Raw genomic sequence first — 21183 nt, forward strand, 5'->3', positions numbered from 1 at the left:
CATTATCATGGAAAATCAATCATTCAACAAAGAAAATTCAGCGTACGAAAAAGCAGCTAAAAGAGTAAAAGATCTGAAAGGATTTTACGGAAATCTGACTTCGTATTGCTTGGTCATTCCGTTTTTATTGATTCTGAATCTGTTGACTTCACCGGAACGTTTGTGGTTTTACTGGCCAATGTTAGGTTGGGGATTGGGGATTGCAATACACGCAATCGGAACTTTCGGAATTGGTAAGGACTGGGAAGAGAAAAAAATAAAAGAATTGATGGAACAGGAAAAGAAAAATTCAAAAACATTTTAATGATAATTTTAAAAACTTACCCATATGAATTACAACAATGCACAACAAAGAGTAAAAGACCTGAAATCATTTTATAAAAACTGCTTATGGTTTGCGATTGTAGCGACAATCATATTCATTAGAAGATTGGTTAAGAGTGGAGATTGGTCTCAATCTCTTTTTAGCGGATCAGTTATTTTAATGGTTTGAGCAATCATTTTGACGGTAAAAGCAGTGAAATTATTTGTTCTCAACACCGAATGGGAAAACAGGGTTTTGGAAAAAGAACTTGGTAAAGAGAAAAAGCCAATTAATTTTCAGAACTAAAAAGATTTTATTTACTTTTATTTTCAGCTAAAAACCAAACTCAATGATTAGAACGGTCATCATAGAAGACGAAAAACCAGCAGCAAGAAAATTGGAAAGAATGTTGGCTCTTTTCCCTGAATTACAATTGGTTGCGAACCTCGAATCTGTGGAAGATGCTGTGCAGTGGTTCTCTGAAAATGACCATCCGCAACTTATTTTCTCAGATATTGTTTTAGGTGACGGGCTTTCTTTTGATATTTTTGAGAAAATTTCTACAAAAGCTTTCATTATTTATACAACTGCTTTTGACCAATATACTTTAAAAGCCTTCAAACTAAACAGTATTGATTACCTTCTGAAACCAATCATGGATGAAGACTTAGCCGGAGCAATTGAAAAATTTAAATCATTTCTGCCTTCTGATCAATCTGTCAACTCGCAGGAAATCAAGCAGCTTATTAAAAAGGAAAAAAGCATTTTATCAAGAGTTTTGGTAAAAATAGGATACAACTTAAAAATTGTTCAGACGCATGAGGTAAGCTGTTTTTTCAGTGAAAATAAAATTGTTTATCTCCAGACACAGGAACGATCTTATCCTTCAGATTTCACTTTGGATGAGCTTGAGGATGTTCTGGATGACAAGAAATTTTTCAGAGTAAACCGGCAATTTATCATCAATTCAGATTATATCAAAAACATTCATACTTCCCCAAACTACAAAATTGAAATGGAATTTCAGCCGCAGGAAGCAATTACGATAAGCCGTGACCGCGTGAAAGATTTCAAAGATTGGCTAGTAAGCTAGCTTAGAGAAAAGAAAAATAGAAAAAAAGGAATACTTCTTGGCTTCAAAAAATAAATTTCAAATTCCGAAACGAGGAAACCATCAACTATCTGTAATCTATTCGGTTGGCTTCTGTGTCTTCAAGCTGTTTTATAATTGATTTGGGTATCTCATCGCTGTCAATCGGAAAACTGATAGAATCTGGAATATAGTTTTTTCTGTCTGCTTTTTGAAAGATCTCGAACAAAGCAATCGGTTCCTGATTAAAACTGATACAAGTACTTATAAAATGCAATTCGTGAAGCTTATACTCCGGATTTTTCAGCTTTTCTTTGATGTCTTTTATTCTTGAAATAAAATGACGTTGCCGTATAAACGTATTGCTGTTCATAATGATAAAAATATAATCTGAGTACGCCGTCACTTTACCAAAATACTTGTGACGGTCACCACCGCTTCTTTCAACGAAATATTCACCGGTGGTTTCAGATTTATAAATTTCTGTTGCAGAACGCCAAATTCTGTCTTCTTTTGTTTGTAAAGGGTTCTCCGGAAGATTTCTGTTGTAAGAGTACCAGCAACCGACCAGTTTGTCAAGCAATTCCGTATTCTGTTTCACATTGTACATATCAATTTTCAGATCATTAAAATTAAAGGCTTCCGTATTTGAATTGATGAAATCGATATAATTTGAATAACCTAATACTTTGACAATCAGGCTTAATTTTGCCAGGTTTGGTTTGCTTGAAATTGAATTTTCGTTTTGATAATATTTCTTTAATTTATTGATAATGAGATGTTCATATAGATAATTTGAACCTAACAAAACGGGTTTTTTCCTGATGTTTTTTTCTGCACTTTCATTGGTAATGAGTTCGTTAATTTCTTCAACAATGTATGACCATTCGGTTTTTGAGACATCTTCCCAATGGTTTTTCTTTAAAAAATGCAGACTTAGGAAATTCATTAATTTCTCCAGATGCAAAATGTCTTCTTTTTTCATTACTATATTTTAAGACTAATATAAGTTTTTTTTAATACTTAAAAATACCGTTGTAAGACTTTTATATTTTCAATCAATGCCATATTTGAATAGAAATAAAAGTTAAAACAATGGAAACAAAAATCTTATTACAAAATGATCCGCTTTGGAACAGACTTCAGAATTTTTCTTTGGACACTCCAAATGTTGATTTTCCTTTCTCAAAAAAACTCGCAAAAGAAGAAAACTGGAGTTCAAATTTTACTCAAAAAGCTATTGAAGAGTATAAAAAGTTTGTTTATCTGTGTTGCACTTTGCCCAATGGAGCTTCGCCGAGTGATATCGTAGATAAAGTATGGCATATGCACCTGATGTACACTCAAAATTACTGGGAAGAATTCTGCCCGAATATTTTACAACAAAAATTACATCATCATCCTTCAAATGGAGGTTATGAAGAGAAAATAAAACACACAAACTGGTTTGAAGATACGTTGACCAGTTATTATGAAGTTTTCAGAGTAAAAGCTCCGGATGATATTTGGTTAGATAAAAAAGGAAAGCTAAAAAGGAAATTATGGTTAAACGCCTTCAAAGTTTCATTTGTTCTTTCGGGAATCCTTATTTTAATTTCCTGTTCAGATCAGGTGAGTGACTTTCTGACCAACCTACTTATAATAATTCCTTTACTATTTCTGGCAATATTTTTCCTTTCAAAAATTTTTAGCAAAAAGAATGATCCAAAAAATCAAAATCAGCATGACGGCGGAGACAGTGGTTATGTTGGAGGTTGCGGCAGTGACCATTCATCAGGTGACAGCAGCTCTTGCGGAAGCAGTTGTGGCGGCGGCTGTGGTGGCTGTGGTGGCGGAGATTAACTTAGTTAAATAATATGAAAAAAATAATCACGCACACAATTCCGGTTTTGGTAAGTTTTGTATGGCTTATGATAAATCATGAAAGTTTCAATCCGATTTCCTTGAGAGGACCTCATTTTTTAACATTTTACTTAATCCTAATTTTCGGATTCTACGCTTCAATTCTGATTTTAAAAGTATTCAAGGAAGACGTTTCTAAAACAACGTATTATTTTATGATTTCAATTTTCATTTTAGGAATTATAAAACTATTTCGGGGAATATTCTTAGGAAAACCTGTCGGGTTTTTAATACTGATTTTAATTTTAGAATTCATTGTTATATTGTTTATTAATCCGAATAACCTAAAGTTTAAATTGAAATAATAGAGTAAATATTGTTTTAAAAATAAACCCGAAACAGAACGCTTCGGGCTTATCTATTTATCAATACATTTTTACTTTTCTTCTTTTTCATTGCTGGTTGTGTATCCATATTTTTTACATACGAAATAAGTAATTGCCAAAAGAATAAAGCTCAAAATTAGATGAGATTTTTCAGGATGAACAATCGCCTGATAAAGGTTATATCCGAACAGTGCAGAAACAATCGAAATTAAAATGTTGTTGGTATAAGCGTACTGGTTTTTTAAAGAAGTTTTCATAATGATATTTTTTAATTGTTATTTACTGGGTATGTATCACAATTCCAAATATGTTACACAAAAAATAAAAGTCCGGAAAAATTTATTTCCAGACTTTCTTATAATAAATGAATGCTTACATTTTTGGTATCGAAAAACTATTTCATCAAACTGATATTCGTAAGACCTCCGTCAGCCAGAATTTCTGTTCCGACGATAAATGATGACTCATCTGAGGCTAAAAATACCGCAGCATTTCCGATTTCAGAAGGCAAACCTTGTCTTCCGATCGGTGTGATGTCTCTCCAGAATTTGTTTCACTTTTTCCAAATGTTCTTCCGGCACCATTTTACCGAAAACCGGTGTGTCAATAGAACCGGGTGAAAGTGCATTTACTCTAATTTTTCGGGGTAATAAATCTAGTGAGAGACCTTTTGCCAATGAAATGACCGCTGCTTTTGCCGCCGCATAAATTGCCATTCCAGGTGCAGCACGATGCGCTGCACTTGAGCCGATCAGGATCACTGAAGCTCCATCGTTGAGGTAGGGAAGTGCTTTTTGTACAGTAAAATAGGAGCTTTTTAAATTTAATTCCATGTATTTATCATAGCTTTCTTCCGTCACTTCGTCAATAGTTCCCATCGCAACGCCATCAACAACGCCTCCTGCATTCACAACCAATACATCAATTTTGCCAAATTTTTCGAACGTCTGCTTAAAAGTATTTTCTAAATCTTCAAGATTGGTCACATCCCCTGCAATGCCTATAAATTCTTTGCCTAAAGCTTCTACCGAACTATTTAGAGTATTCTTATTTCTTCCGATAATTGCACCTACAGTGCCTTCATTTTTAAAAGCTTCAGCGATTCCAAATCCGATACCGCTGTTTCCACCTGTAATGACGGCTACTTTATTCTTTAGTCTGTTCATTTTTTAAATTTTAATAATTAAAAGCCATAAACTCCACCAGAAACGGCAATTTGTTCGCCCGTGATCCACCCTGCATCTTCAGAAGCAATAAATACGGCGACCTTTGCGATATCTTCTGGCTGTCCGGTACGTCCAAGTGGCGTGTTGGATACAAATTGAGCTTCGGCTTCGCTACCGATAAATCCGGCACTGTGAGAACCTTCTGTTTCTACAATACCTGGTAAAATAGAATTGATGCGGATATTTCTGCCCGCAAATTCTTTTGAAAGCGCAACCGTAAATGCATCTAATGCAGTCTTCGTAGCAGAATATACCGAACCTGTTGGCAAAGGTGATCTGCTAGCTCCTGAACTGATATTGATGATGTTTCCACCATTCTCGCCAAACATTTTCAAAGCTGACTGAATCGCGAAAATAGATCCTAAAACATTGATATTAAATTGTTGGTGAAATGTTTCTGCTGATACCTGTTCGATAGGCTCATAATTATAAATCCCGGCGTTATTTACCAAAATATCCAGTGTGCCAAAAGCTTTTTTCGTTTCGTCAAAAAGTCTGATGACATCTTCTTGTTTTGAAACATCTCCTTGCAAGGCAATTGCAGTTCCTCCATTTTTCGTAATCTCGTTGATTACTTTGTCGGCATCTTCCTTACTTGATGCGTAGTTCACAATTACTTTTGCTCCTTCTGCGGCAAAATATTTTGCGATAGAGGCACCTATTCCTTTTGAAGCGCCTGTAACTACGGCTACTTTGTTTTTTAATCTGTCCATTGTTTTATATATTATAAAATTCTGATACAAAATTATTACCTTTTAATTTATTTTGGTAACTTTGTAACGAAAAGTAACAGTAACAACGGAGTAACGTTGTAACATAAAAGTAACTACCTATGAGTTGTCAACCACGTAAGGAAGAACAGCATAAAAAAGAAATAATGGCTGTGCAGGATTCTATGGATGCATTGCACGGGAAATGGAAAATCTCCATTATATCTTCAATTTGTTATTACAATAAAAGAAGGTTTTCTGATATTCTGAACGATGTAGTCGGGATTTCAAACAAGATGCTGAGCAAAGAGCTGAAAGAATTGGAAATTAATAAACTGATTAAAAGAACAGTCTTGGATACCCAACCGATTACGGTGCAATACGAACTTACTGCACATGGTAAGTCTCTGCAGACCATCATCAATAATTTAAGAGATTGGGGAATAAAACACAGACAAGAAATTATTGGAAATGATTCAGAAATATTGAATCATACAGAAGCCGACAATACTTTGATTCCCAATAATGTTTAAGCTTTGCTATTTTAAAATTTAATTATAAAAAAGATAAAAGAAAAAGACCTGTAAAAAGGTCTTTTTCAATTTCATATTACGAAATCACTCCGCTTCCGATTAATTCATCATCGATATACCATGATGCAAATTGTCCTTCTGCAATCGCTGATTGAGGATTTTCAAACTCCATGTAAAAAGCATTTTCAAACTGATAAATTACAGCTTTCTGAAGTTCCTGTCTGTAACGGAATCTTCCCAAAATTTCCATTGATTCTCCGTTTTGTAGTCGTAGATCTTCCCGTACCCAATGCAACTCAGAATTGTCGATCTTCAAAGCTTTTTTGTGCAATCCCGGGAAACTGTGGCTTTCGCCAACGAAAATAATATTGTTTTCCATATCTCTGGAAACAATAAAACAGCTTTCTTTGTGACCACCAATTCCCAAACCTTTGCTTTGACCGATTGTGAAAAACTGTGCTCCCTGATGTTTTCCGATTACTTTTCCGTCAGATTTTTTATAATTTATTTTTCTGCTTAAAAATTCTAATTCTTCTTCTTTAGAGGTGAAATTGGGTATTTCCTGAGAAAATAAAGGTGAATCTTTGAAAATTTCTACAATCTCACCTTCTTTCGGAACCAACTGCTGCTGTAAAAACTGTGGCAAACTTACTTTCCCAATAAAACATAAACCTTGAGAATCTTTTTTATCAGCAGTTACCAAGCCAATTTCCTTGGCGATTTCTCTTACCTGTGGTTTTGTCAGCTCACCAATAGGAAATAAGGCTTTCGACAATTGATCTTGGTTTAACTGACAAAGGAAATACGACTGATCCTTATTATTGTCTTTTCCGGCTAACAAATGGAAAATCTCTTTTCCATTTTCGTCAATAGTAGAATCTACTCTTGCATAATGTCCCGTTGCCACTTTATCAGCACCCAACGACATTGCCGTCTTCATAAAAACATCAAATTTCACTTCTCTGTTGCACAAAACATCAGGATTGGGAGTTCTTCCTTTCTGATATTCTTCAAACATATAATCTACAATTCTTTCCTTGTAAAGCTCGCTCATATCAATCACCTGAAACGGAATTCCCAATTTCTGGGCAACCATTAAGGCATCATTGCTATCCTCAATCCAAGGGCATTCATCTTCCAAAGTCACCGATGCATCGTTCCAGTTTCTCATAAAAAGAGCCACTACTTCATGACCTTGCTGTTGTAGCAAATATGCTGTTACGCTGGAATCTACACCTCCCGATAATCCTACTACTACTTTCATACTATTTATGATAAAGTTTTTATCTTTATCTTAACGAGTGCAAAATTACAATAATCCTTTTTGCGAAAAAAATCATAATTTAGAAATTGATAAAAACGATTTTGTATGAAAAAATTATCTTTTGTATTGATGCTGATGCTTTCTGTATCTGCATTTTCTCAGGTTTCTGTAGGAACACCAACTTCGGAGTCTAATAAATGGACTTTCGGTGGTGGAGTTGGTCTTGGTTTCGGAAACAATTCTTATTTTAATCTTCAGGTTGCACCCAGAGTGGGTTACAGGATTACCAATGATTTGGAAGCGGGCTTAATCGGAAGCGTTTCCTGGCAGACTTCAGACTTTTATAAATCTACGATGTTTGGATTGGGACCATTTGTAAATTATTATTTTGCAAGATCTTTCTTTGTAAGCGGAAATTTGCAGCATTTTTTCGCAAACTATGAAGATAAGATTTATGATTTTAAAAATAATCAACAGGAAACAGCGCTTTATTTAGGTGGTGGATATATGCAGCAAATCGGGAATAATTCTTTTATGCAAATCGGTTTGATGTACAATGTTTTGTATAAAGAAAACAGCAGTATGTTTTCCGGTGGACTGATCCCGACTGTTGGTTTTGTCGTAGGACTTTAGAAAGTTCCCAAAGATCGCTAAAATTTACCTTTTGTGTTATAAGCAAAAAGTTAAAAAACAATGATATATACAATTGATAGAGCAAATCTTATTTCCGAACAACTTAAAAAATTTACAACTGGGTATACTCATCACGTTGTTGGACATTATTCGAACATTCACTTTTGGATTGGTGAAGTAAAAGAGGCATTAAACGCAATTGACAATCATAAAAAACGATTTGACAAAATGTATGATTCTCAAAAAGAGTGGATAGAAGAACATGGTACTAGTTTACATGGTTTTTGTCCTATTTGTGGTGGAAAATGTGAGTTTAGTGAAGGGAAACCAATATTGCCAAAGTTCAAATATAAAACTGAATTGGTAGACGCAAGAAAAGACTTAGTTGATTCAGCATATTATTTTCTGATTCGTTGTTTTAATATAGAACTTTTAACTTATGAAGAATTAAAAGAAAGTTTAACTTAATCGGAACAAGTATTGACCCAAAAGATTTGAATAAGTAAATACAGTACAATAAGTATTTGTTCTATCTAAGAAAGTTATTTCTAAAGTAAACATTTGTGCATTTATCAACCTACCTTTTCAAATCCCAAAAACGAAAATTATATGTAATTTAAGAAAAACGAGATTGTATTTGAAAATTACTAAAAGCATCTGCTAACTAATGGCTCTCGCAGATTTTGCTAGTCTTACGCATTCTTACCAATGTCATCCGTGAAATCTAAGTTATCTGTGGGCATTAATAAAAAAAGCATCGGGAAATTCCCGATGCTTTTATAATTTATTTTAAATTAATTATTAAGATTTCTCAACAGCAGACTTTTTCGTCTTCTGAGATTTTCCTTCTAACCCATCTTTAGCTTCATTTAAATCTAAAGTTACCGTTTCGCCTTCAGATAATTGTTTGTTAACCAGCATTTCAGCCAATAGATCTTCAATATATTTCTGAATTGCTCTCTTCAACGGTCTTGCACCGAAATCTTTATCCCAGCCTTTTTCAGAGATGAAATCTTTAGCTTCAGTAGTTAAATCTACTTTATAACCTAATTTTTCAAGTCTTGAATACAATTTACCCAATTCAATATCAATGATTTTAGAAATATCATTTCTTTCAAGCGAGTTGAAAATCACAATATCGTCAATTCTGTTCAGGAATTCAGGAGCAAATGCTTTCTTAAGAGCATTTTCAATCGTACTTCTTGTTCTTGAATCTGAGTTTGATTTCTTCGCATTAGTACCAAATCCTACACCATCTCCAAAATCTTTAATATCTCTGGTTCCTATATTTGAAGTAAGGATGATAATTGTATTTCTAAAATCAATTTTTCTACCTAGACTGTCTGTAACGTGACCTTCATCTAAAATTTGCAACAAGATATTGAACACATCAGGATGCGCTTTTTCAATCTCATCCAAAAGAACGACTGCATAAGGTTTTCTTCTTACTGCTTCTGTCAGTTGCCCACCTTCTTCGTATCCAACGTATCCCGGAGGCGCACCAACTAGCCTAGAAACAGCGAATTTCTCCATGTATTCACTCATGTCAATTCTGATCAATGCTTCATCAGAATCGAAGAGTTCCCTTGCCATTACTTTTGCAAGCTCGGTTTTACCAACACCTGTTGTTCCTAAGAAAATGAATGTTCCAATCGGTCTGTTCGGATCTTTCAATCCGGCTCTGTTTCTTTGGATGGCTTTTACCACCTTTTTCACAGCATCTTCCTGACCAATCACTTTTCCGTTCAGGTTACTATCCATTCCGGCAAGTTTATCAAGCTCGTTTTTACCAACTTTAGTTACCGGCACACCGCTCATCATAGAAACTACTTCAGCCACACTCTCTTCAGATACGGTTTCTTTTTTCTCCTTCACGTCTTTATCCCATTTATCCTGGGCAGAATTCAACTCCATCTGCAAACGCTCCTCTTCATCTTTCAGCTTTCTTGCTTCCAGATAATCCTGGGCTTTTACGGCTTTCTGTTTCAGTTCTTTGATGTCTTCAATTTTCTTTTCAAAATCAATGATTTCGGTAGGTACTTTCATGTTTTTGATATAAACACGAGATCCTGCTTCATCCATTGCATCAATCGCTTTGTCTGGTAAAAACCGGTCTGTAATGTATCTTGATGTCAAATTGACACAGGCAAGAATTGCTTCCTCTGTATACACAACGTTGTGATGCTCTTCGTACTTATCTTTGATCTGGTTCAAAATCTGAATGGTTTCCTCAATATTGGTAGGCTCTACCATTACTTTCTGGAATCTTCTTTCTAAAGCACCGTCTTTCTCAATATACTGACGATATTCGTCAAGCGTTGTGGCACCAATACATTGAATTTCTCCTCTTGCCAAAGCAGGTTTAAACATATTGGAAGCATCTAAACTTCCAGTAGAACTTCCTGCGCCAACAATTGTATGCAGCTCGTCGATGAATAAAATCACGTCACGGTTCTTTTCAAGTTCCGTCATGATCGCTTTCATTCTTTCTTCAAACTGTCCACGGTATTTTGTTCCGGCAACTAAACTCGCCAAATCCAGCGTGATGACTCTTTTACCGAAAAGAACTCTCGAAACTTTCTTTTGCTGAATTCTTAAAGCCAGACCTTCAGCAATGGCAGATTTACCAACACCCGGTTCACCAATCAACAACGGATTGTTCTTCTTTCTTCTTGATAAAATCTGAGAAACTCTTTCGATTTCTTTCTCACGACCGATTACAGGATCTAATTTTCCGTCTCTCGCCAAAGAAGTCAAATCTCTACCAAAGTTATCCAATGTAGGCGTTTTACTTTTCGCAGAACCTAAATTTCCTGTAGGCTTTCTCATCTGCTCAAATTCTTCTCTGTCATCATCATCATCGTAAGCCGAGTTTTGAGGGGTCTGACCAGAATTTTTCAGCATCGTCTGATATTCTCTTGAAACTCCTTCATAATCAATGTCGTAAGCCCCTAAAATACTTGAAGTAGGATCCTCATATTTATATAAAATGCCCAAAAGCAAGTGAACGGTATTGATCTCGTTGCTTTTATATTGTCTGCATTCTAGTTCTGCACGTTTAATGGAATGATCTGCCATTTTGGTGAAAGAAATATTGGTAACCTCCTCAGAAATAGGATTTAGACTTGCTGTATTTAAAGTTTCAATTTTTCTTCTGATTTGTGTTAAATCGGCATTAAGCCCTTGAAGGATTTCTTTTGCAGAGTTTTCTGTTTTTATAATACCTAAAAGTAGATGTTCTGTATTAAGAAATTCACTTTTCAGCCGCTTAGCTTCATTTTTGCTTTGTTTGAACACTTGGCTCAAACCTTGTGAAAACTTATAATCCATAATATATCTCGTTAGAATAAAAGCAACATTACTTTTATTCATTATCTAAATTACAAATATTTTACCAAAAAACAATTAATGACTTTATGGCAGATAAAAGTTTTTTATCTTGCTGAAAATGACTAAGTTTGTTATTCTCAAATTATTCTCATGAGCTCCGAGATTGCTACTTATATCGGCTATGCCGCCTCACTTTTCATTATTTTAAGTTTTATACTTAAAGATTTAAAAAAAATCAGAATCATCAATCTGATAGGGTGTATCTGTTTTGTCATCTACGGAATTTTCAGCGGAATGCTTTGGCCGGTGATCATTCCAAATGCAATTATCTGTTTTGTGCAGATTTATCATTTACTGACTGCAAAGAAAAAATGAGGGCTCGAAAAAAAATTTTAACTTCTGCATTCAGTAATCTCTATACTGACCAAAGAATTGAAAAAGTCTGCAGAACATTGCTTGAAAACGGATATGAAGTTGAATTAATTGGCAACAATTGGGGTGGAGAGGAAAAAATGACCCGTCCGTATCCTTTTTCCAGAATTAATATTATTTCTAAAACTTTAAAAACTGCTTATTTTGAATTCAATTGGAAATTATACCAGGAACTCAAGAAAAAAGCTGATCAAAACACGATTTTACACGCCAATGACTTGGATGCATTGCTGCCCAATTATCTTTTAGCGAAGCAATTCAATATTCCTTTGATATTTGACAGTCATGAGATTTTTTCAGAAATGCCGGCGATTCAGGGCAAAATGTCTCAAAAATTATGGCGTTATCTGCAAAATAAGATCATTCCTAATTTGAAATTCATGATTACGGCAAGCGGAAGTTATGCAAAGTGGTTTCAGAATAAATATGGAATTGAGCCTGTTGTCGTACAAAATGCTCCCAGAAAAATTGATTTTTCAGTAGAAATACCAAACAACAATCCGAAAATAATTTTATATCAAGGTGCAATCAATCCTTTTCGTGGTATTGATAAAGCCATTTTGGCAATGCATCATCTTGATAATGTTATTTTTAAAATTGCCGGTGATGGTCCAAAGAAAAGAGAATATGAAGATTTAGTTTTAAAAGAAAATCTTCAAAGTAAAGTTCAGTTTTTGGGTAAATTATTACCGGATGATTTAAGAAAAATCACATTAACAACTGATCTGGGAATGAGTATTGAAGAAAACGGTGGTGAAAGTTATGAATTTTCGCTTCCTAATAAAGTTTTAGATTGTATTCAGGCAAGAGTTCCTTTAATACTGTCTCCACTTCCGGAAATGCTGAATATTAAAAATCAATTTAATATTGGTGAAATTATTAAGAATCATCAGCCGGAAAATATTGCAGCAGCAATCTGTTTAGTTTTAAAAAAAGGAAGACATAATTATCAATCTGAATTGGAAAAAGCTTCCGAAATTCTTTGCTGGGAAAATGAAGAAATAAAATTGCTGGAAGTTTTTGAGAAAGCATCGTATGATTTTAAATCGTTTAATAGTGCTAAATTTAAAACGGATACGTAAAACTCTTCTTCCAATAGTAAAAAGGACTATAACTTGTATTTCGAAAATAAGCGAAGCGGCTCTGTTTGTCTTAAAATATTATCAAACCTTTCAAAAAAATCTTGTCTAACCCTGCGTTAAAAAATATTTAAATAACAAAGAATATTTTTTCCATCTTAAATCTGTCATAAATTATCTTTTTAAAATTGGTTATCTTTGCATAAAGAAAGTAGAAATGACCATAAAAGAAAATCAGCAGGAACTTATCGACGAATTTGCATTTCTTGAAGACTGGGAACAGAAATATGAGTACATCATTGATTTGGGTAAAGAACTGAAAGGACTTCCGGACGACAAAAAATCTGATGATAATCTGATCAAAGGTTGTCAAAGTAAAGTGTGGATTGATGCTGAATACAAAGATGGAAAACTTTTTTTCAACGCAGATTCTGACGGAATTCTTCCAAAAGGAATTGTTTCTTTGCTGGTGAGCATTTACAGCGGTCATTCTACTCAGGAAATCCTTGATTCTGATTTTGATTTTATTTCTAAAATTGGCTTGCAGGAATTTTTATCACCTTCCAGAGCTAACGGACTGATGGCAATGACCAAGCAGATCAAATTCTACGCAGTCGCATACCAGCTGAAATCTTAGTAGTGATCAGAATTTTAGCATATCGTTTTTCCGCTTTTGGTGATGTCGCTATGACGGTGCCGGTTTTTCGTGAGTTTCTTGAGCAAAATCCGCAAGTGGAAATCGTCATGGTTTCCAGAAAGAATTTTGAAGCTTTATACGCTGACATTCCGAATGTTATATTCAAAGGTATTGATCTTGATGATTACAAAGGTTTTTTAGGAATTCGGAGATTATCTAAAGAACTTTTGCAAGAATTTCATCCGGATTATATTACAGATCTGCATGATGTAATACGCACAAAAATTTTAGATAAAATTTATATCCGAAAAGGTTTAAAGGTATTTAAAATTGACAAAGGCAAAGAAGAAAAAGAAGCGCTGACTGACGTCTGGAATCTCAATAAAACCCAACTTAAGCTTACTGTAGAAAGATATGCCGATGTTTTTCGGGATATGGGTTTTAAGGTTGAACTTTCTCATCGTTTAAAACCAAAATCTGACCAAAAATCAGGAATTGGTTTTGCGCCGTTTGCTCAGCATAAAGGAAAGATGCTGCCCTTAGAAAAATCTTTTGAACTTGTAAAAATTTTAGCAGAAAAGTATACCATTTACTTTTTTGGCGGCGGTAAAAAAGAAGTTGAAACACTTGAAAACTGGGAAAAACAAATTCCCAATACCCAAAGTCTCGCAGGAAAACTTAATCTCTCTGAAGAATTAGACAGAATTTCTAAACTCGAAGTCATGATTTCTATGGACTCAGCCAATATGCATTTAGCGAGTATCGTAGGAACCCGTTGTGTTTCCATTTGGGGATCAACTCATCCATATGCCGGATTTTTAGGATTTGGACAAAGTTCAAACGATGTTGTGCAGATTAATGATCTCACATGCAGACCTTGCTCTGTTTTTGGCGACAAAGAGTGCTATCGTGGAGACTGGGCTTGCTTAGAAGAAATAAGCGTGCAAAAAATCATTAATAAAATTTAATGACAATGAAACTTTCTGTGTGCATTCCGGTTTATAATTTTGACGTTCGGGAACTTGTTTTTGACCTGAAAAGAGAGATAGAAAGAAATGGAATTGGTGCAGAAATTATCTTAATTGATGATGCTTCAAACGAAGAATTTAAAACAATCAACAAAGAACTTTTAGGCGAAGTAAATCATTTTATGTTCCTGGAAAAAAACATTGGCAGATCCAAAATTCGAAATCTTTTTTTACAACACACGGAAGGTGATTATCTGCTTTTTCTGGATTGTGACGGAAAAATTATCGACCCAGACTTTATTAAAATTTATACAGACTTTTTAATACAAAACCCTATAACTGACGTTTTATACGGTGGAAGAACTGTAATAGGAAGCATTCCGGATCAAAATCATCTCCTGAGATGGAAATTTGCCGTAGAGCGGGAAAATTTGCCTGTTGTCATGCGCAATCAAAAGCCTTATCTTTCTTTTCAGACAAATAATTTTATTATCAAAAAAGAAATTTTCAGTAAAGTGCAGTTCAATACTGAACTTCAAAACTATGGCTATGAAGATTTGGTTTTTGCAATGGAGTTAAAGTCACAGCACATTAAAATTCAGCATCTTCAGAATCCGATTTTCAATAATGATCTGGAAACCAATGATATTTATTTAAAAAAAGTTGTGGAATCTGTCGAAAGTCTTGCGAAAATGCTTAAAGTTGATTCTATACAACCAAAACTTTCTGAGATTAAACTGGTAAAGGCTTACAATTTTTTAAGAAACAAAAACTTAAAATATATATTTCTATTTTTCTTTTCTTTTTCTGAAAAAATAATACAGAACAAACTTCTTTCTAACCCCTCGAATTTAAAGTATCTTGATTTCTACAAATTAGGATTGCTGGTAAAACGAATGAAATAAAAATAAAATAAAAAACTCTCAGAAAAATCTGAGAGTTTTTGTGGGCCCTGAGGGATTCGAACCCCCGACCCTCTGGGTGTAAACCAGATGCTCTGAACCAACTGAGCTAAGAGCCCTGAAATTTTTGTAAAGGCTTCAGTATCCTTTTTGTGGGCCCTGAGGGATTCGAACCCCCGACCCTCTGGGTGTAAACCAGATGCTCTGAACCAACTGAGCTAAGAGCCCTAGACGATTTCTCGTTTTGAGTGGTGCAAATATACACACTTATTCTTTATCAATCAAGTTTTTTTCTAAAAATTCTCCTACAACAAAATTACTTCCGCCAATAAAAATCATTTCTTCTTGTGTAGCTTGTTGTTTTGCAGAAAGATAGGCTTGCTGTACAGAGTCGAAAATTTTATAAATAATATTTGCGCTGATCAGTAAATCTTCATATTCATCAGGATGACGACCTCTGTTGTTGGATGGTTTAGCAAAATAGAACTCAGAATTTTTAGGAAGTAACGCCATAACGTCATCAATTTTTTTGTCATTAACGAACCCTAAAACAATATGTTTGTGTTTTGGAATTGAATTGAGCTGAGAAAAAACAGATTCTAAACCCGCTTGATTGTGCGCCGTATCACAAATAGTCAGCGGATTTTGTGAAAATTCAAACCAACGACCGATGAATCCTGTATTTTGATGAACATTTAACAATCCTTTTTCTAAATTTTCATCGGAGATTTTTAAATCTAACTTTTTTAGCTCATCGACTAAAGCCAAAACAGCACGGATGTTTTTTTCTTGATAAATTCCTTTTAAATCAGATTTTAAATCAGATTTTATTAAAGTTGCATCAATGAAAGTGGTTTTTTCTTTTTCGGCTTTAGCTTTAATAATATGCTTTACCACTGTATTATCATCTCCGAAAATGATCGGAACATTCGGTTTAATAATTCCGGCTTTTTCAAATGCAATTTCTTCAATGGTTTCTCCTAAAATGTTCTGATGATCGAGTTGAACATTGGTTATCGCAGAAACTAAAGGTTTAATAATATTGGTAGAGTCTAATCTTCCGCCAAGACCAACTTCAATGATGGCATAATCAACTTTTTTCTGATAAAAATATTCAAAAGCCATGATGGTTGTAAACTCAAAAAACGAGGGTAAAATATCTTTCGGGAGAGTTTTTAACTTTTGTATAAACTCAAATACAAATTCTTTATCGCAATTTTCGCCATTTATTTTAATTCTTTCAGTAAAATCAATCAAATGAGGTGAGTTGTACAAACCAACAGTATAACCGGATTCCTGAAGTACTGAAGCCAACATATTGCTTGTAGAACCTTTTCCATTGGTTCCACCGATATGAATGCACTTTATTTTCTCCTGTGGATTACCAAAAAAATTACAGAGTTTGATAATATTATCAAGTCCCGGTTTATATGCTTTCTCTCCATCTGTCTGGTAATTGGGAGCCTGAACGAAAAGCCAATTAACGGCTTTTTGGTATTCTTCGTTTGTCATGATGCAAAATTCCCAAAACTTTCATTAAAATGAAACAATAATTTTTCAAAACTGTAACTTTTTTACATTCTCTTCGTCTAATGGAGAAAAAGCTAATATGAAAAAAGTTTTGATGATTATTTTAGGATTGTCTGGTCTGGGTTTAAGCGCCCAGAAAAAATGGTCTTTGAGAGAATGTGTTGATTATGCAGTAGAGCACAATCTTCAGGTGATCCAAAATCAATATTCAAAACAAATTCAGGATGTTAATCTTAAAATTGCTCAAAATAATTATCTCCCTTCCGTTTCAGGAAATATAGGAAATAGTGTGAGTTTCGGGCAGGCTTCTTTAGGAACGGGAAGTATCAGGAATGACAGATTCAGTAATAACGCGAACCTTTCAGCGGATGTTTTGCTTTACAACAACGGAAGGCTTGAAAAAACCGTGAGAAAAACACAGTTTGATGTAGAAGCAAGTCAGTATGATATTGAAACAATTAAAAATGACATTTCTCTTCAGATCGCTCAGCAATATTTGACCACTTTACTCAATAAAGAAATCGTAAAAATTGCACAAAGTGCTACTGAAAATGCTAAGAAACAGTTTGACAGAGCAAAAATTACCACAGAAGTTGGGACAACAGCTCAGACAATTGTTGCAGAAGCAGAAGCAGCATGGGCGAGAGAAAAGCAAAATCTAAAAACCGCTGAGATCAATGTTGGTAGAAGTTTGTTTGCATTGGCTCAACTTTTACAATTACAAGATTATAAAAATTTTGATGTTGAAAATGTGGAAATTGGCGAGCAATTAAGCCCGCAATTGATTTCTGTAGATGATGTTTTAAATACTGCTTACGAAAGCCAGCCGCAGATAAAGGCCGCAGAAAGCAGGATAAAATCTGCTTTGGCTCAAACTGAAGTCACACGTACGGCATTCTGGCCAACCGTTACTGCAAGCGTAGGAATCGGAAGTTTTTATAATAATTTATTGAATACCAATAATGTAGGAAACGAATTATTTTACATAAACGAAAAAACATTCTTCAGTCAATACAAAGATAATTTTGGTCAGCAGGGCGGAGTTTCAGTAAACATTCCGATTTTTAATAAAGGAATTACAAAACTTCAGGTCGAGCAGTCAAAAATTAATGAAAGTATTGCCAAGAATTCTTTAGACCAGCAAAAACAGGTGGTAAAACAGAATGTGCAGAAAGCACAATTTGATGTTGATTCTAACTACGAAGTGTATCTCGCTGCTGTTGAGGCAGAAAAAAGCACGAAACTGGCAATGGATTTTGCAGATAAAAGCTATGTGGCGGGCAGAGGAACAATTTATGATTTGAATATTGCCAGAAACAACTATGCGAATGCACAAGGTTCTGTAGAACAGGCAAAATATAATTATCTTTTCAGCTTAAAATTATTGAATTTCTATGGAGGAATTCCGTTAAGTTTGTAAAATGTCTATTCAGTCTTTAGAAAAATATTTACCACAAAATACACTTCCCTATTTAAGAAGATGGTTTTCAGATCATTCTATTCATATAAAGGTAACCAGAAACCGAAATTCTAAGCTTGGAGATTACAGGAAACTCAGAGATCTTTCTCATGAGATTACGATCAATTCTACCTTAGCGCCACAACTTTTTTTCTTTGTTTTGACTCATGAGTTGGCGCATTTAATTGCTTTTGAAAAATTCGGACGAAGAATTTCTCCCCATGGAAACGAATGGAAGCATACATTCAGACTTATGCTATTGGAAAGTCTGGAGGTTTATGAAGATGATCTAAAACCGATCATTATTAAATTTTCAAAGTCGCCGAAAGCAAATTTCATGGCAAGCCCGGATTTGGTAAAATATTTTCATATTGAAAATCAGGAAGATGGTGAAATATATGTTGAGAAAATGACAAAAGGAGAGTACTTCATATACCGGGGTGAAAAGTATTTATTGGAAGGTCTGATTAAAAAAAACTATCTTTGTGTAAATCAGGCTACCGGTAAAAAATATTCTTTTAAGCCTTTAGCGAGAGTGAAAAAATGTAGTTAAAAATGTCAAAATCAGATAAATACTGTGTCATTATGGCGGGAGGAATCGGTAGCAGGTTCTGGCCTTTAAGCACACAGAAATTTCCAAAACAATTTCAGGATATTTTAGGAACGGGTCGCACGATGATTCAGCAGACTTATGACAGAATAAGCAAGATAATCCCCAACGAAAATATATTTGTCATTACCAATAAAGAATACGTGGATCTCTCTCATCAGCAATTACCGGAAATACCCGAAGAAAATATTGTGGGTGAGCCATTAATGAAAAACACCGCAGCCTGTAATCTTTATATGGCAAATAAGATAACAGAGCATAATCCTGATGCTACGATGATTGTTTTGCCGGCAGACCATTTAATCCTGAAAGAAGAAATTTTTTTAGAAAAAGTAGGATTGGCCTTCAGTATTGCTTCTGAGAATGATTATTTGATCACATTAGGTATCACTCCCACAAGGCCAGATACCGGCTACGGCTACATTCAGTATGTAGATAATAAAGATTCAGACTATTATAAAGTAAAGACTTTTACAGAGAAACCGATTCTTGAATTGGCAAAAATCTTTTTGGAAAGCGGAGATTTTTTATGGAATGCAGGTATTTTTATATGGAATGCAAAAACGATTCATCAGGCATTTGAAATGTACCTTCCTGAAATGACGCAGCACTTCACTGCCTGCGAATACAATGCTGATAGCGAACAAAACTGTATAGAACTCATTTACCCAAAGGTTCAAAAAATATCAATCGATAACGGGATTTTAGAAAAAGCCAAGAATGTGTATGTAATTCCTGCCGATTTGGGATGGAGCGATCTGGGAACGTGGACTTCAGTTTTTGAAAACAGTGAAAGAGATAATGATGACAACGCTGTCAACATTAAAAATGTTTTGACATATGATTCACAAGGCAATATCATTCACGTGAAAAACAATACAAAGGCGATCGTGATCGATGGTCTGAAAGATTATATCGTTGTAGATACAGAGAAAGTTCTTCTGATTTGTCCGAGAGAACATGATCAGCTGATTAAAGAATATGTTTTAGACCTGAAAAGTTTAAAGAAAGGAGATAAATTTATGTAAATTTGATGGCACGGTTTCTGCCACAGTTCCAGTTATGAAACGATTTCAATACCGTATTTTTTTATCTGTTTTTCTCCTTTTGAGTATCACAGTATTTTCTCAGACTAAAAAGAAATTCTCTAGTGTTGAAGGGGTTTTAGCAAGAATAATTCCTGATGACAAAATTGATTTCTGGGTATTGGTTCAAAACAGCTATGGGAAAAACAGAGAAGTGAGAAATTCCGGTAACAAGAAAGATTATGTTCCACAGTTTTTCTGGATTTAATATCAGTCCGTCTGAAGACAGTTTTTATTATATAGCCTATTCAAGCGCAGGAAAAATAAACTATATCACAGAAACAAAGGATCTGAAAAATTTTATTGGAAGAATAAACAATCCTGAAGAGGCTGCTTTATCAGCAGTTTTGGATGGATATATGATTGATGAGCAGTTTGTAGATGTTGCCGCTAATTATTACGAAGATAAAACCAACTATTATCTTGATTTAGGGAAAGTAACCTCACAAGAATGTCCTTATCAGAAAACTCATTTTACATTGACGGTCAACAAATCTACCGGTGTTATTTCAAATATAAAAGACAACGGAACTTATATTGAGCTGTATACAAAAAAGTGCGCCAACAATCCGCGACTTTTAAAAATCGAAAAGAAAGAAGAACCGAAAGATGAGCCAAAGAAAAAGCCTGTCAAAAAAAGAAAATAAGATCTACGAAACAGAAAGATTGATCATTCGTCCGATGTCTTTGGATGATGCTGATCTTATTCTGGAGCTTTACAATATGCCAAGTTTTATTAAATTTATTGGCAACCGTAACATCAATTCTATTTCTGATGCCGAAAATTACATTAAAGCTAAATTTCTTCCGCAGTTTGAAAAATCAGGTTTCGGAAATTATCTGATTGCTCTAAAAGATGGAAATTTAAAAATAGGCGGAGTAGGAATTTTTGAAAGGGAAGGTTTAGATATTGTAGACATCGGTTTTTCTGTTTTGGAAAGATTTGAAGGAAAAGGATATATGTTTGAAGCTGCACAAAAAGTAAAATCTATCGGAATGGATGAATTTGGATTAAATAAAATCTCAGCCATCACCTCAAAAGATAATTTCTCTTCTCAAAAATTAATTGAAAAATTAGGTTTAAAATTCCAAAAATACATCACGCTTCCCAACGAAGATGAAGAATTGATGTATTACGAAACCGAATAAATTTATAATTTTTC

Annotated in this window: 26 protein-coding genes and 2 tRNA genes; 18 read left to right on the forward strand and 10 right to left on the reverse strand. The window is 34.4% G+C overall.

Annotated elements, in window-relative coordinates:
* Positions 1-7: 7 nt before the first annotated feature.
* The 3 genes from ACZZ9T_RS03950 (at position 8) to ACZZ9T_RS03960 (ending at position 1397) form a co-directional block, all read left to right on the forward strand.
* On the forward strand, positions 8-304 hold the full coding sequence (locus ACZZ9T_RS03950; RefSeq protein WP_463441008.1) for a 2TM domain-containing protein: 297 nt from the start codon (positions 8-10) through the stop codon (positions 302-304).
* A gap of 24 nt (positions 305-328) precedes the next feature.
* The gene (locus tag ACZZ9T_RS03955; RefSeq protein ID WP_463441009.1) at positions 329-493 is read left to right on the forward strand and encodes a 2TM domain-containing protein; all 165 of its coding nucleotides are present in this window, start codon (positions 329-331) and stop codon (positions 491-493) included.
* A 160-nt stretch (positions 494-653) separates the two neighbouring features.
* Positions 654-1397, forward strand: a complete 744-nt coding sequence (locus ACZZ9T_RS03960) for a LytR/AlgR family response regulator transcription factor (protein ID WP_463441010.1) — start codon at positions 654-656, stop codon at positions 1395-1397.
* Between the two features lie 85 nt (positions 1398-1482).
* Here the strand turns inward: ACZZ9T_RS03960 and ACZZ9T_RS03965 are convergent, their stop codons facing one another.
* Entirely contained in the window at positions 1483-2379 is an 897-nt protein-coding gene (locus tag ACZZ9T_RS03965) for a hypothetical protein (RefSeq protein WP_463441011.1), read from the reverse strand.
* A 110-nt stretch (positions 2380-2489) separates the two neighbouring features.
* Here ACZZ9T_RS03965 and ACZZ9T_RS03970 point away from each other — a divergent pair, with 110 nt between their 5' ends.
* Positions 2490-3236, forward strand: coding sequence for a glycine-rich domain-containing protein (locus tag ACZZ9T_RS03970; RefSeq protein ID WP_463441012.1), 747 nt, complete (start codon positions 2490-2492; stop codon positions 3234-3236).
* Between the two features lie 436 nt (positions 3237-3672).
* Here ACZZ9T_RS03970 and ACZZ9T_RS03975 read toward each other — a convergent pair whose 3' ends face one another.
* The 4 genes from ACZZ9T_RS03975 to ACZZ9T_RS03990 form a co-directional block, all read right to left on the reverse strand.
* On the reverse strand, positions 3673-3879 hold the full coding sequence (locus tag ACZZ9T_RS03975) for a hypothetical protein (RefSeq protein WP_463441013.1): 207 nt from the start codon (positions 3877-3879) through the stop codon (positions 3673-3675).
* Positions 3880-4016: 137 nt separating this feature from the next.
* Positions 4017-4133 carry an SDR family oxidoreductase gene (locus tag ACZZ9T_RS03980; RefSeq protein WP_463441014.1) on the reverse strand — a complete coding sequence of 39 codons (117 nt, stop codon included), beginning with the start codon at positions 4131-4133 and terminating at the stop codon, positions 4017-4019.
* The gene (locus ACZZ9T_RS03985) at positions 4123-4788 is read right to left on the reverse strand and encodes an SDR family NAD(P)-dependent oxidoreductase (RefSeq protein ID WP_463441015.1); all 666 of its coding nucleotides are present in this window, start codon (positions 4786-4788) and stop codon (positions 4123-4125) included. The genes ACZZ9T_RS03980 and ACZZ9T_RS03985 overlap by 11 nt, the downstream gene beginning before the upstream one ends.
* Positions 4789-4805: 17 nt before the next feature.
* Positions 4806-5561, reverse strand: a complete 756-nt coding sequence (locus ACZZ9T_RS03990) for an SDR family NAD(P)-dependent oxidoreductase (protein WP_463441016.1) — start codon at positions 5559-5561, stop codon at positions 4806-4808.
* A gap of 119 nt (positions 5562-5680) precedes the next feature.
* Between ACZZ9T_RS03990 and ACZZ9T_RS03995 the strand changes: the two genes are divergently transcribed.
* A complete protein-coding gene (locus ACZZ9T_RS03995) occupies positions 5681-6091 on the forward strand; it encodes a winged helix-turn-helix transcriptional regulator (RefSeq protein WP_463441017.1) in 411 nt (136 codons plus the stop codon).
* Between the two features lie 76 nt (positions 6092-6167).
* On the opposite strand, the gene mnmA is transcribed toward ACZZ9T_RS03995, so the two are convergent.
* The gene (mnmA, locus tag ACZZ9T_RS04000; protein WP_463441018.1) at positions 6168-7355 is read right to left on the reverse strand and encodes a tRNA 2-thiouridine(34) synthase MnmA; all 1188 of its coding nucleotides are present in this window, start codon (positions 7353-7355) and stop codon (positions 6168-6170) included.
* A gap of 105 nt (positions 7356-7460) precedes the next feature.
* Between mnmA and ACZZ9T_RS04005 the strand changes: the two genes are divergently transcribed.
* Both ACZZ9T_RS04005 and ACZZ9T_RS04010 read left to right on the forward strand, forming a co-directional pair.
* Positions 7461-7988 carry a hypothetical protein gene (locus tag ACZZ9T_RS04005; protein ID WP_463441019.1) on the forward strand — a complete coding sequence of 176 codons (528 nt, stop codon included), beginning with the start codon at positions 7461-7463 and terminating at the stop codon, positions 7986-7988.
* Between the two features lie 60 nt (positions 7989-8048).
* Positions 8049-8456, forward strand: coding sequence for a hypothetical protein (locus tag ACZZ9T_RS04010; protein ID WP_463441020.1), 408 nt, complete (start codon positions 8049-8051; stop codon positions 8454-8456).
* Positions 8457-8789: 333 nt separating this feature from the next.
* On the opposite strand, the gene ACZZ9T_RS04015 is transcribed toward ACZZ9T_RS04010, so the two are convergent.
* The gene (locus ACZZ9T_RS04015; RefSeq protein ID WP_463433740.1) at positions 8790-11318 is read right to left on the reverse strand and encodes an ATP-dependent Clp protease ATP-binding subunit; all 2529 of its coding nucleotides are present in this window, start codon (positions 11316-11318) and stop codon (positions 8790-8792) included.
* Between the two features lie 150 nt (positions 11319-11468).
* Between ACZZ9T_RS04015 and ACZZ9T_RS04020 the strand changes: the two genes are divergently transcribed.
* The 5 genes from ACZZ9T_RS04020 to ACZZ9T_RS04040 all read left to right on the forward strand — a co-directional run bounded on the left by ACZZ9T_RS04020 (position 11469) and on the right by ACZZ9T_RS04040 (position 15339).
* The gene (locus tag ACZZ9T_RS04020) at positions 11469-11693 is read left to right on the forward strand and encodes a uroporphyrinogen decarboxylase (RefSeq protein ID WP_463430101.1); all 225 of its coding nucleotides are present in this window, start codon (positions 11469-11471) and stop codon (positions 11691-11693) included.
* Positions 11690-12832, forward strand: a complete 1143-nt coding sequence (locus ACZZ9T_RS04025; protein WP_463441021.1) for a glycosyltransferase family 4 protein — start codon at positions 11690-11692, stop codon at positions 12830-12832. The genes ACZZ9T_RS04020 and ACZZ9T_RS04025 overlap by 4 nt, the downstream gene beginning before the upstream one ends.
* 214 nt (positions 12833-13046) lie before the next feature.
* Positions 13047-13466, forward strand: coding sequence for a SufE family protein (locus ACZZ9T_RS04030; protein ID WP_463430103.1), 420 nt, complete (start codon positions 13047-13049; stop codon positions 13464-13466).
* Positions 13467-13471: 5 nt separating this feature from the next.
* The gene (locus ACZZ9T_RS04035) at positions 13472-14434 is read left to right on the forward strand and encodes a glycosyltransferase family 9 protein (RefSeq protein WP_463442978.1); all 963 of its coding nucleotides are present in this window, start codon (positions 13472-13474) and stop codon (positions 14432-14434) included.
* Between the two features lie 5 nt (positions 14435-14439).
* Positions 14440-15339 (forward strand): glycosyltransferase family 2 protein, encoded by a 900-nt coding sequence (locus ACZZ9T_RS04040; protein WP_463441022.1) that lies wholly within the window; start codon positions 14440-14442, stop codon positions 15337-15339.
* Between the two features lie 41 nt (positions 15340-15380).
* On the opposite strand, the gene ACZZ9T_RS04045 is transcribed toward ACZZ9T_RS04040, so the two are convergent.
* The 3 genes from ACZZ9T_RS04045 to ACZZ9T_RS04055 form a co-directional block, all read right to left on the reverse strand.
* Positions 15381-15455, reverse strand: a tRNA-Val gene (locus ACZZ9T_RS04045).
* Positions 15456-15489: 34 nt separating this feature from the next.
* Positions 15490-15564: transfer RNA gene (locus ACZZ9T_RS04050), tRNA-Val, on the reverse strand.
* A 39-nt stretch (positions 15565-15603) separates the two neighbouring features.
* The gene (locus ACZZ9T_RS04055) at positions 15604-16848 is read right to left on the reverse strand and encodes a bifunctional folylpolyglutamate synthase/dihydrofolate synthase (protein ID WP_463441023.1); all 1245 of its coding nucleotides are present in this window, start codon (positions 16846-16848) and stop codon (positions 15604-15606) included.
* Between the two features lie 97 nt (positions 16849-16945).
* On the opposite strand from ACZZ9T_RS04055, the gene ACZZ9T_RS04060 reads away from it, so the two are divergent.
* The 6 genes from ACZZ9T_RS04060 to ACZZ9T_RS04085 are packed head-to-tail and all read left to right on the forward strand — an operon-like array spanning position 16946 to position 21169.
* Positions 16946-18286 (forward strand): TolC family protein, encoded by a 1341-nt coding sequence (locus ACZZ9T_RS04060; RefSeq protein ID WP_463441024.1) that lies wholly within the window; start codon positions 16946-16948, stop codon positions 18284-18286.
* A 1-nt stretch (position 18287) separates the two neighbouring features.
* On the forward strand, positions 18288-18878 hold the full coding sequence (locus ACZZ9T_RS04065) for a SprT-like domain-containing protein (protein WP_463441025.1): 591 nt from the start codon (positions 18288-18290) through the stop codon (positions 18876-18878).
* 2 nt (positions 18879-18880) lie between these two features.
* Complete coding sequence (locus tag ACZZ9T_RS04070) at positions 18881-19963, forward strand: mannose-1-phosphate guanylyltransferase (RefSeq protein ID WP_463441026.1); 1083 nt, start codon at positions 18881-18883, stop codon at positions 19961-19963.
* A 34-nt stretch (positions 19964-19997) separates the two neighbouring features.
* The gene (locus ACZZ9T_RS04075; protein WP_463441027.1) at positions 19998-20228 is read left to right on the forward strand and encodes a hypothetical protein; all 231 of its coding nucleotides are present in this window, start codon (positions 19998-20000) and stop codon (positions 20226-20228) included.
* Entirely contained in the window at positions 20203-20667 is a 465-nt protein-coding gene (locus ACZZ9T_RS04080; protein ID WP_463441028.1) for a hypothetical protein, read from the forward strand. The genes ACZZ9T_RS04075 and ACZZ9T_RS04080 overlap by 26 nt, the downstream gene beginning before the upstream one ends.
* Positions 20630-21169 carry a GNAT family N-acetyltransferase gene (locus tag ACZZ9T_RS04085; protein WP_463441029.1) on the forward strand — a complete coding sequence of 180 codons (540 nt, stop codon included), beginning with the start codon at positions 20630-20632 and terminating at the stop codon, positions 21167-21169. Before ACZZ9T_RS04080 ends, ACZZ9T_RS04085 begins: the two co-directional genes overlap by 38 nt.
* Positions 21170-21183 lie beyond the last annotated feature (14 nt).

Source organism: Chryseobacterium sp. AC417 (assembly GCF_979258215.1).